Origin of the sequence: Alkalicoccus saliphilus (assembly GCF_003044065.1) — a bacterium.
In the GTDB taxonomy this organism is placed as follows: Bacteria; Bacillota; Bacilli; order Bacillales; family Salisediminibacteriaceae; genus Alkalicoccus; species Alkalicoccus saliphilus.
Genome location: NZ_PZJJ01000004.1, coordinates 85488 through 96751, shown reverse-complemented (window position 1 = coordinate 96751; position 11264 = coordinate 85488). Strand labels below are relative to the sequence as shown.

Below are 11264 nucleotides of genomic sequence, written 5' to 3'. Positions count from 1 at the left end.
AGTGGCACTCATTCCGTCCTGCTTAAGTGCCTTCTTTAAGGAAAGGATGTTATATATGATCCACGACGGCCACATTCATACCCCTTACTGCCCCCATGGCAGCACAGACAGCCTTCAGAGTTACGTGGAAGAGGCTGTCAGGAATGGTTTTCAAAGGCTTACCTTCACTGAACATGCCCCGCTTCCGGAAGGCTTTCAGGATCCGGTACCGGACCAGGACAGTGCTATGAGAAAAAAGGACCTTCCTTATTATATCGGGGAGATACAGAAATTAAAACAGTTCTATAGAAAGGACATCGAAATTCTCACCGGTCTGGAAATTGACTTTATAGAAGGATACGAGGCTCAGACCGCCGATTTCCTTCGGGAGATTGGTCCGGAGCTGGATGATGCCGTGCTGTCTGTCCATTTTCTCCGCAGCGGCAGCGGCTATACATGCCTTGACTTTGACGAGCATGCTTTCCGTCATCTTAAAGAATACTTTGGATCCCTGGAAAATCTTTATTCTGACTACTACCGCACGGTAAGAAAGTCCATCACATCCGACCTTGGCGCCTATAAACCGAAACGAATCGGCCATATCACTCTTGTACGGAAATTCCAAAAACTTTTCCCCCGTACTTTCGTTGACACGAAAATGATCCGGGACGTCCTCGATACAGCTGCAGCTGAAGGCTGTTCCCTCGACATCAATACTGCCGGTCTCAGAAAACGCCACTGCAGGGAAATATACCCTCCACTTCCTTTCGTTAAAGAAGCCGCTTCCAGAGGTATTCCTCTCACCTTCGGATCCGATGCCCATCAGAGTGGAGACGTCGGTGCTGACTATGAGCAGATCTCTGAATATGTTGAGAAACATCGCTTTCCCGAGTAGACGTCTCTATGCTATACTTTCGAAAATAACTGTCAAAGGATGATGAGGATGTTTGAAACTACAGACTATAAAGGTTCACTTCTGGAAAGGTATCATCTTCTGGCAAAACAGCTGGATGCTCTGCTGGATGGTGAATCTGACACGACAGCGAATTTAAGCAATGCTTCTGCACTGCTTCATCAGTTCCTGGAAAACGTCAACTGGACAGGTTTCTATGTATGGAAGGAAGAACAGCTGATCCTCGGGCCGTTTCAGGGACTCCCTGCCTGTGTGCGCATTTCCTACGGCAAAGGAGTGTGCGGTACAGCTGCTAAAGAAGAAAAAACGATGCGGGTCGCTGATGTCCACGCTTTTCCGGGCCACATTGCCTGCGACGCTGCTTCCAACTCTGAAATCGTCGTGCCTCTTTTTAAAAATGGATCACTTTTTGGAGTTTTGGATATCGACAGTCCGGATAAAGACCGATTTACCTCAGAAGACGAAGAAGGAATCGGTCACTTTGCCCGTACACTGGAAAAACATTTATAGCAGGAAGCCTGTTTTTCTCCCGCTGAATGTCTTTTAAAGAGTTCATCTGAAAAATCTGCATTGTCTGGAGCTGCCCCCCTTCTCATTTCCGGGGGGCAGCTTCTTCTTTTCCTATCCTGACCTTGACATCTTCGTCCGAAATAGGTACACTGTAGTTTGTGCAAATAAGACAGCCAGCGTAAACGGCTTGCAGTTCATTTCATTCCCGCAAAGATCGAGGGGTATTGCGTAACCTCTAGCTGTCGAGGCGAAGATGCCTAAAATGAAATGTCTGAAAGACCAGGATTACGATCTGTTTATTTCACTAATTTTATATATTTTTTAGGAGGAATAATTATGTCTCGATACACAGGACCAAGCTGGAAGATTTCCCGCCGCCTCGGAATTTCTCTTAGCGGTACAGGAAAAGAACTTCAAAAGCGCCCTTACGGACCAGGTCAGCACGGTCCAAATTCCCGCAAAAAGATGACGGAATACGGACTTCAGCTTCAGGAGAAGCAGAAGCTTCGTTTCCTTTACGGCATGACAGAGCGTCAGTTCAACCGTCTCTTTGAAATTGCCGGCAAGCGTGACGGAATTCATGGGGAGAACTTCATGATTCTTCTTGAATCCCGCCTCGACAATCTCGTTTACCGTTTAGGCCTTGCCCGTACACGTCGTCAGGCGCGTCAGCTCGTTAACCACGGACACGTTCTTGTGGACGGCGGACGAGTGGACATCCCGTCCTACCGTGTTGTTCCCGGCCAAAAGATTTCTCTTCGTGAGAAATCCCAGAGCCTGGACGTTGTAAAAGAAGCTGTAGAAGTGAACGACTTCGTTCCTTCCTACCTTGAATTTGATGCAGAAAAGTTCGAAGGAACATTCACACGCCTTCCTGAGCGTTCTGAACTTCCTGCAGAAATCAATGAACAGCTTATCGTTGAGTGGTATTCCCGTTAATACCTCTTTTCCAGAGCACTGGACAGAACTTATTCTGTTCAGTGCTCTTTTTTATGTATACATCAAACAATCAGGCAGTCATATAAATAAAAGCTGAGTTCGCTGACGGCTGGAGAAACACTTCGCTTCCAACCGGCCTGCCGTGGAAAAGATTTTCGGACAGGCTGCGCCCTATCCTCCAATGATTTCTTTTAAAAAGCGTGGCTTCACACAGCCGAAAGAAACGAACGTTGACTGGTTTCGCTTCTGGCTGCTGAGTATTCTTCAAAAAAGGAAGACACATTGGCTCTTCAGCTCGTCCTTTATTACCCAGGAAGCTCCCACGGCACGGCGGAGCACACTAGAGACCGATACACCGGAATAATTATTCCGATAAAAAACTTAATCAACACTAAAAACGGCCCCGGGTAAAATATCCGGAGCCGTTTTTTAGTAAAGTCTTTTCGAAAAAGCATTACGATGCTTTATTAAAAGTTGTACTTATACAATGTTTCGACAGCATCTTCGCAGGCTTCTTCTTTTTTATCTCCTCTGCGGAAGACCCCGCGGCTTGTTTCTTCAGCGAGCTCCACCGCGTAGGCGTGGAATCCGTCCGATTCTTCCCAGATCTCCACGGCAAAGTAGCGGTTTCCTTTCACGTAAATTTCTCTTTCTGCAGGATAATGTTCCATGTATGCCACCTCCTTCTATAAAGTAAGTTCCGTTATTTTCTTACATTGTTTATCCATGCTTTATCCTCGTTCATCATTTTAATAGCTGCGTAGATGAGGATAAACTGTATGATAATAATTGGCAGCCCCATCAGACCCGAAACAACTTCCAGCGGCTCAAGACCACCGATATTCATCAGCACGAGTGCCATCGACGTAATAATAACAGCTGCCAGAATACGAAGTTTTCTGGACGGCTCGTATTTACTCATATCTTTCGTACTCGTATACGCTGCAATTGTATACGTCGTTGAATCAAGTGTCGTCGTTAAAAAGATCATAGCTACAATAATGAAGACCGCAAGTGCCATTTCCGGAAACGGAAGCGTGGAAAGAATTTCAGGAATTGCGGGCATCGGCCCCTGATTCTCTACAATACTTACTGCATCCACTTCCCCGGTAATATAGCGGTGAACCCCAAGGCCGCCAAGGACCCCGGTGGCCGCCCAGGATAGAAGTGTCGGAGCAAGCAGGTAGGTTAGAATCATTTCTTTTATCGTTCTTCCCTGGGAAATTTTTGCAGCAAATACACTGTGCAGCATTGCCCAAGTAGCACTGTAGGCAAACCAGAACACGGTGTTCCGCTGAATGTGATCTGCTTCCCCGCCGGCAAGAGCTCCTGTGTAAAGCGAAATATCGACATAATTATTCAATAGAAAAGCAACACTGTCGGTGAAATAATTTAAAATAAAGACGCCGGGTCCTGCGATCATAATAAATAGAGCGAAAAGCCCTGCAAGATACATATTAAATTTACTGAGCCGCTTGATCCCTTTATCAATACCCACATATGCACTGATGGAAAACATCGCAACCCAGACAAGGGTAATAATAATCGTTAAAGTAAACGTTACTTCCATACCGAATAAGGCAGAAAGGTTGTGAGTAACAATAGGTGTGCCGAGTCCAAGCGTGACGGCCGCACCGGAGAGAATGCTCACGAGAAAGAGAATGTCCAGCACTTTCCCGCCCAGCCCGTCGGTAAACCGGTCACCGAAAATAACGCGGGAGGCTTCCGATATCCGCATCAGCGGACGCTTCTTCACATGAAGAATATATGCCATAGCTGGGGCAATCATAACAAATATAGCAAACACCTGAAAACTCCACATAAACATACTGTAGGAATTTCCCCACATCAACGCTTCCGAGGAGCCCGGCTCCACTCCAAAAGGCGGGCTTGCTGTTACAGAGGCCCATTCCACCATGCCGGTACGCATAATCGTGGAACCTACTCCCATCGCAATTAAAATAGAAGCATATTCAAACAATGTAAAGCGTGGTTTTTCAGCAGGATCCCCAAGCACCACCTGACCATATTTTGAAAATGACAAATACAGGCCGGCTATAACGAGAATAATGGCATACCAGAGATATCCCCAGCTGAATACATCGAGTACAGTATCAAAAGTAAAATTCAGTACAGCCAGTGCCTGATTCTCCAAAGCAGCGAGCGGCACACTCCCTGCGATCATAATAAGAACGGCAGGTATTAAGATGCGGTAATCAATTAATTTCCCCGCCGGCCTGTCTCCCTTCTTACTTTCCAACTCATCACTGTTCATTCATAATTCCCCCTAAAAGTTGGTTCGTTCCCAAGACTTGAAGCCTCATTTATAAGGGAAATGTTCCAGTTACATCTCATGGCCTATCCTCTATAGTGATACGCCCTTTCTTATGTATTTCTTCACCTAAGGAAGAGTACGGAACGTTTCCCCCGTCCCTATGGGTGTACCCTTTTTTAATAAGTTAACACCTTTTATTCTTATTTTTCACGGTTGAATTTATTAACTTATAGGTAAACTGTTATCGTTTCTTTTAAAAAATGCAGTAATAAGAGTAAAATAATCACATTCCTTCCAGGAAGAAGAAGACACATACACCCTTCAGCAGTACTTACCAGGCCGGCACGAAATCAAGCCGCCATTAAGGCGGCTTCAGAGTGTCGATTAAGTCTTGATTGTAGAATAATTATTCTTCTGAACGTATAGCTTTCTCCTGCACTACCCGGCGGAAGCTTGCCGTGGGGCTTGTCCTCAGCTATTTTCAATGCCTGCCGGCTTTGAAAAGGATCTTCCGACTTCGCTTTCTCCCACCGGCGTCCCCGCCGGACGTTCCGGAGGAAAAAGCCTCTCCTGAACGGAAGAAAGGGTGGAATCACCATGTTTTTTAGAAGAAAAAACTTCTTTTTATTTTCCTGCTGGAGCTGCAGCAGGTGACTCCGGGGCGAAGAAGGACGAGCGGAAGATCCATTTTTTCCAACTCACAGGCGGAAAAAATCAGCTGAAACCGGCCCGCCCGGAAAGCGCCCTTCGGAGGCGAAAGCAGGGAAACGTCTACGCATGTATAAAAAATACTTTATCAACAGCCTGACAAGCCGCCTTAATGGCGGCTTGTCATAGTCTTGAATAAGTCTTGTTCCTGCAATAATTGTTCCAGCATTTGATGAAGCGGCAAATTCAAATATTTTTAATTAGTTTCTGCGTTATTAGTTTTTCCATTTAATAAGAAAGAACTTCTTTTTCCCGCGGCGGATAATAGTAAACGCACCTTCCAGTTTATCTTCCTCCCCGACCACTTTGTCGAGTTCCTGGCATCTTTCTCCATTAATATAAACTGCTCCGTTTTTTACATCCTCTCTCGCTTGTCGTTTGGACGTGACAATTTTTGACTCTACAAGAAGATCGACAAGGCTGATTTCCTGCGATGCAGGCGCATACGAAGGAACATCTTTAAATCCCTGCAGGACTTCGTCAGCAGTGAGAGATTTGATATCCCCCCGTCCAAAAAGAGCATGGGTAATGTTTTCCGCCTGCTTCAGAGACTCCTCCCCGTGCACAAAGGAAGTAAGTTCCTGCGCAAGACGGCGCTGTGCGGCTCTTTCATGCGGCCGTTCGGCCAGTTCGGTTTCCAGTGACTCTATCTCTTCTTTGGAAAGGAACGTAAAATACTTTAGAAACTTGATTACGTCGCTGTCTTCTGTATTCAGAAGAAACTGATAAAACTCGTATGGGGACGTCTTCTCTGCGTCCAGCCATACAGCGCCCCCTTCCGTTTTGCCGAATTTCTGGCCGTCCGCTTTTGTTACGAGCGGGATAGTGAAACCGAAAGCCGGCTCCCGTGCTCCTTCTTCCGTCCCGTACATACGGCGGATAAGCTCCAATCCTGCAGTAATGTTTCCCCATTGATCGCTTCCGCCGATCTGGAGTTTAATTCCGTATTTTTTATGAAGATAGTAAAAATCCAGTGACTGGAGGATCTGATACGTAAATTCCGTAAATGAAATTCCACTCTGTATACGGGATTCCACCGACTCTTTTGCAAGCATATAGTTTACGCTGAAATGCTTCCCTGTATCACGAAGGAAATCAATAACTGACATTTCCCCGATCCAGTCGTAGTTGTTTACGAGAACTGCTGCATACTCACCTTCGAAATCCATAAAACGCTCCAGCTGTTCCTTAATTCTGCTGCTGAAGTGCTCCACCACGTTCTGCTCGTTTAGTGACCGCTCCGCACTTTTTCCGCTCGGATCACCGATCAGACCGGTCGCTCCTCCTACGAGTGGATAAGGTTTGTGACCTGCCAGCTGAAAGCGCCGCAGAGTAATAATGGTGAGAAGGTGCCCTATATGCAGACTGTCCCCTGTCGGATCAAAGCCGCAGTACAGCTTAACGGATTCCTTGTCCATCAAATCTTTTAGTCCATTTTCATCTGTCACCTGGTTAACAAGTCCCCGGTATTTCAATTCTGCCAATAGTTTCATTCTTATACCTCCATTTTTTGCTGAACATTTTTCCACATTTTAAAAACGGTTCCACCGGGCTCCCCGCTGTCCTGGGGAAAGCTGTGTGGTCCATAAAAACCCTTTCGCTTAGAAAACAGCTCTGTTAATATAAGCTTCCCTGAAGGTTCACGTAAACAGGTGTGATTCGTTAAAGGAGAACAATAAAAAAGCCCCATGTCGTTGGACAAGGGACGATTATTACCGTGGTACCACCCAGTTTTGAGAAAAATTTTCTCCACTCTGCCGTTTAACGCCCGGAACGCGCCCTTCATTTCTGAAAGGAAGCTCAAAGATCGTAATTCACTGACACCTCTGTACTGGTTCACATCACCCACCAGCTTTCTGAAACAGGGAAGTATACAGCTACTTTATCTTTTCATCGCAGAATGCTATTTATCTTTATTATTTCTATCACAAAAAATGATTTTCTGTCAAGATTACCTTCCCTTTACTTTCCTTCGCTGCTTATATGTTATAATATAGGGTGATATTGCTATAATATAAGGGGGTTTCCATGTGAGTAAAGGGTCATCTTCATGGAAGAATATATTTCATAAGGAAGGGACTTCTGGAGTCACGAAAGGGTTTCGTGTTACATCTGCAGTTGTCTGGAATCTGGTGTTAGTTTTATTTGTAATCGGGCTTATCGGGGTGGCGTTTGCAGGCGGTGCCGGTGCCGGCTATTTTGCCTCTCTCGTTCAGGACGAACCGATACGCGATTATGAAGAGCTCCACACCGAAATTTATGATTTTGAAGAAGCATCGGAAGTTTATTTTGCCAATGACGAATACTTAGGAGATCTCGTTGCTCCTTTGGAACGCCGGGAAGTGTCGCTCGACGAAGTCTCGGATAATCTTATTAACGCTATTATTGCAACAGAAGACGAATACTTTTTTGAACATGAAGGGATTGTGCCGAAAGCACTGATGCGGGCAGTGATGCAGGACTTCTCCAACGCAGCAACGCAGACTGGAGGAAGTACGCTCACACAGCAGCTTGTAAAAAATCAGGTACTCTCGAGTGAGGTGACCCACGATAGAAAAGCCGCTGAAATTCTTCTCGCAATGCGTGTCGAACGATTTATGGAAAAAGAAGACATTCTGGAAGCCTATCTGAACGTAGTACCTTTCGGACGAAATGCTTCCGGAAGACAAATAGCCGGCGTCCATGCTGCTGCCGAGGGGATATTTGATACAGATGTATCAGAATTAAACATTCCTCAGTCAGCATTCATTGCCGGTCTTCCACAGAGTCCCTTTGCCTATACCCCGTTCACCAATAACGCAGAACAGAAAGAATCCATCGAAGCCGGCACCAACCGGATGGGTACAGTATTAAGCCGTATGAAAGACAGCGGCTATATAGATGAGGAAGAATACGAAGAGGCGCTGAATTATGATATTCGGGAAGATTTCGCAGAGCCTCAGCCTTCCAGCCTTGATGAATACCCTTATATTGTTGATGCAGCACGTGAAAAAGCTCACGGAATCATTATGGACCATCTGATGGACGAAGATGATGTTGTACTCAGTGAAATTGAGGATGAGGATTACAGGTCACTTGTACGCAGCCGTTATTATGAAGCCGCTGACGAAGAGCTTCAGCAGGGCGGATTTGAGATTCATACAACAATCCACAAAGATATTTACGATGCACAACAGGAAGCAGTTGAAAACTTTGAACACTTCGCTCCGAACCAGACTGCCATGATCGAAGTTGGTGAAGAAGGAGAAGAGGAAGAAGTGGAAATGGAATTTATGGAACAGACCGGTGCTGTTATGATCGACAATCATACAGGCGGAATTATCAGCTTTGTCGCCGGCCGTGATTATGAGGAAAGTAATTTTAACCGCGCTACAGGCAATATGCGCCGTCACACTGGTTCTACAATGAAATCCCTGCTAACCTACGCTGTAGGTTTCGAAACAGGATCACTTCAGCCGGGATACATTACAGCAGACATTCCTTACGATTATGAAGCCGATGAGTTTGACGAAGATCCGGCCAATGAAGTGTCCAACTTTGATAATGATCATTCGGGTCTTATTACTGTACGTGAAGCTCTTTCCCGTTCAAGAAACGTACCGGCGGTAAGAGAAATGAGCTTCATTGATCATGACGCAGCGAGACAGGCACTAATCGATTACGGATTTGAACCTTACATGGGTGGAGACGAAGGTATCCCTTACCAGTCTACAGCTCTTGGAACACTCGGAATGAACGTAGAAGCTAACACAAGTGCTTTTTCCACCTTCGGGAATGACGGAAAGCGAAAAGAATCCTACATGGTAGAGCGTATTGTAGATTCCAACGGCGAGACTATTTTCGAAGAGAACGCGGAAGATGAAATAGAGATTCTTTCGGAAGAAACTAATTACTTGATGATTGACGTTATGCGGGACGTAATGGAATCCGGTCTTGGCACCGCTCCACAGCTCCCGGGTTTTCTTGACTTTGAGTCAGACCTTGCCGGAAAAACCGGGACAAGTAACGAAACACGGGACGCCTGGTTTGTCGGACTTAACCCGAACGTTACGATGGGAATATGGGTAGGTTATGATACAGAGCAGATCCCTGTACCGCAGGAACATGACGGTATCTCCTATGGTCCACGCACACAGATGCTCTGGGCAGAACTCGCTAACGCAGCCTACGATGTGAACGATGCGCTGATGGCGCCGGAAGAAGAGTTCCAGCAGCCGGACGGGGTTGTAGAAGAAGAAGTGTGCGGGGTATCCGGAATGGCACCAACTGAACGATGTGAAGATGCCGGACTGGTAACAACAGACCTCTTCAATGAAGAATTCGCACCTTCAGAAGCCGGTGATGATGATACGATCGATTACGTGCAGATTGATGGAGACAATTACCTTGCTCTTGACAGCACACCTTCTGAGTTTACACGAAGTGGTGTAGCGATGCTGGATGAACGATTTGACTTTTCATCAGATGACCTTTCTGAGTACCTTCCTTCTGATTGGGATGATCTTGCTTCAGCCAGTGAAGAAGCTCCGGACAACGGCCGTACACCAAGTACTATGCCGGATATTGACAGCGGTTCTTCTTCTATCTCATGGGATGCCCACCCGGATGAGGAAGTAATCGGTTATCGGGTATACCACGCTTCCAGTGAAGGCGGAAGTTTTTCTGAAGTAGAAAGTGTACGCTGGGATGACGATTTTTCTTACTCCGGTAGTTCGGGAGCCTATCGTGTAACGGCAGTGGACGTTGCCGGACGGGAATCGAGTCCGAGTAATTCCGTAACTGTCGGATCAGGCTCTAATGACAGCAGCGGCGACGATGAGTCTGATGACAATACAGGAAGTAATGATGAAGATACAACCGATAATACTTCCAATAACGATGATGAAAACGACAACAGTGCAGCAACAGACGATGAATCCAATGATAACAATTCGGACAATAATAACGGTTCGAACGATAATGCAGAAAACAACAACCAGGAAAATAATGCCGGGGCTGATAACACCCCGGCAGACACTGGTTCAAACAATGAAAGCTCCAACAACAATGACGGGGGCAATAACAACAACTCCGGCAATGAGGCCGGCAATAACAATGACGGGGGCAGTAACAACAACTCCGGCAATGAGGCCGGCAATAACAATGACGGGGGCAGTAACAACAACTCCGGCAATGAGGCCGGCAGCAACAATGACGGGGGCAGTAACAACAACTCCGGCAATGAAGCCGGCAGCAACAATACCGGCGGCAATAACAACAACTCCGGCAATGAAGCCGGCAGCAGCAATACCGGGGGCAATAATAACAACTCCGGCAATGAAGCCGGCAGCAACAATGCCGGGGGCAACAATAACAACAACTCCGGCAATGAAGCCGGCAATAACAACGCCGGAGGCAATAATAACAACAACTCCGGCAATGAAGCCGGCAATAACAACGCCGGAGACAATAATAACAACTCCGGTAATGAAGCCGGCAATAACAACGCCGGAGGCAATAATAACAACAACTCCGGCAATGAAGCCGGCAGCAACAATGCCGGGGGCAATAACAACAACTCCGGCAATGAAGCCGACGGCAATAATGTCAGTAGCAGTAACAACAACTCCGGCAATGAAGCCGGCAGCAGCAACAATACCGGGGGCAATAATAACAACAACTCCGGCAATGAAGCCGGCGGCAACAATTCCAACAATAACTCCGACAACACTTCTACCAATAACTCCAGCAATAACTCCAATAACTCCAGCAATAACTCCAATAATAACTCCAACAACAACGAATAAATTTAAAGCAGTTCCCCCCGGTCTTCCACCTCAGGGGAACTGCTTTTTATGTTCTATAAAATATTATCTGCAAGCCCCGCGGATCGAGGATTAATAAACAATTCACCTGAATATTCATACTTACTTGTGATGGCAGGTTCGATCAATAAACTTA

8 protein-coding genes and 1 other annotated feature are annotated in these 11264 nt (G+C 46.2%); of the genes, 4 read left to right on the top strand and 4 right to left on the bottom strand.

The annotated features are described in order from the left end of the window. The first annotated feature begins 46 nt into the window (after positions 1-46). The 3 genes from hisJ (at position 47) to rpsD (ending at position 2341) form a co-directional block, all read left to right on the top strand. The gene (hisJ, locus tag C6Y45_RS04105; RefSeq protein ID WP_245922538.1) at positions 47-874 is read left to right on the top strand and encodes a histidinol-phosphatase HisJ; all 828 of its coding nucleotides are present in this window, start codon (positions 47-49) and stop codon (positions 872-874) included. 48 nt (positions 875-922) lie between these two features. Further along, positions 923-1402, top strand: coding sequence for a GAF domain-containing protein (locus C6Y45_RS04100; RefSeq protein WP_107583754.1), 480 nt, complete (start codon positions 923-925; stop codon positions 1400-1402). 336 nt (positions 1403-1738) lie between these two features. After that, positions 1739-2341, top strand: coding sequence for a 30S ribosomal protein S4 (gene rpsD / locus C6Y45_RS04095; RefSeq protein ID WP_107583753.1), 603 nt, complete (start codon positions 1739-1741; stop codon positions 2339-2341). 467 nt (positions 2342-2808) lie between these two features. Here rpsD and C6Y45_RS04085 read toward each other — a convergent pair whose 3' ends face one another. The 4 genes from C6Y45_RS04085 to tyrS all read right to left on the bottom strand — a co-directional run bounded on the left by C6Y45_RS04085 (position 2809) and on the right by tyrS (position 6817). Further along, on the bottom strand, positions 2809-3012 hold the full coding sequence (locus C6Y45_RS04085; RefSeq protein WP_107583751.1) for a hypothetical protein: 204 nt from the start codon (positions 3010-3012) through the stop codon (positions 2809-2811). A gap of 32 nt (positions 3013-3044) precedes the next feature. Continuing rightward, positions 3045-4616, bottom strand: a complete 1572-nt coding sequence (locus C6Y45_RS04080; protein ID WP_107583750.1) for a BCCT family transporter — start codon at positions 4614-4616, stop codon at positions 3045-3047. Positions 4617-4966: 350 nt separating this feature from the next. Next, positions 4967-5215 carry a hypothetical protein gene (locus C6Y45_RS17340; RefSeq protein WP_107583749.1) on the bottom strand — a complete coding sequence of 83 codons (249 nt, stop codon included), beginning with the start codon at positions 5213-5215 and terminating at the stop codon, positions 4967-4969. Positions 5216-5539: 324 nt separating this feature from the next. Next, on the bottom strand, positions 5540-6817 hold the full coding sequence (gene tyrS / locus C6Y45_RS04065) for a tyrosine--tRNA ligase (RefSeq protein WP_107583747.1): 1278 nt from the start codon (positions 6815-6817) through the stop codon (positions 5540-5542). 205 nt (positions 6818-7022) lie between these two features. Then, positions 7023-7227: a binding site (T-box leader), on the bottom strand. 127 nt (positions 7228-7354) lie between these two features. Between tyrS and C6Y45_RS18065 the strand changes: the two genes are divergently transcribed. Beyond that, positions 7355-11110 carry a transglycosylase domain-containing protein gene (locus C6Y45_RS18065; RefSeq protein ID WP_107583745.1) on the top strand — a complete coding sequence of 1252 codons (3756 nt, stop codon included), beginning with the start codon at positions 7355-7357 and terminating at the stop codon, positions 11108-11110. The last annotated feature ends 154 nt before the right edge of the window (positions 11111-11264 follow it).

Coding starts and splice junctions, on each gene's coding strand:
- C6Y45_RS17340 (WP_107583749.1), bottom strand. CDS start 5,215: ATGGTGATTCCACCCTTTCTTCCGTTCAGGAGAGGCTTTTTCCTCCGG.
- tyrS (WP_107583747.1), bottom strand. CDS start 6,817: ATGAAACTATTGGCAGAATTGAAATACCGGGGACTTGTTAACCAGGTG.
- rpsD (WP_107583753.1), top strand. CDS start 1,739: ATGTCTCGATACACAGGACCAAGCTGGAAGATTTCCCGCCGCCTCGGA.
- hisJ (WP_245922538.1), top strand. CDS start 47: ATGTTATATATGATCCACGACGGCCACATTCATACCCCTTACTGCCCC.
- C6Y45_RS04085 (WP_107583751.1), bottom strand. CDS start 3,012: ATGGAACATTATCCTGCAGAAAGAGAAATTTACGTGAAAGGAAACCGC.
- C6Y45_RS04080 (WP_107583750.1), bottom strand. CDS start 4,616: ATGAACAGTGATGAGTTGGAAAGTAAGAAGGGAGACAGGCCGGCGGGG.
- C6Y45_RS04100 (WP_107583754.1), top strand. CDS start 923: ATGTTTGAAACTACAGACTATAAAGGTTCACTTCTGGAAAGGTATCAT.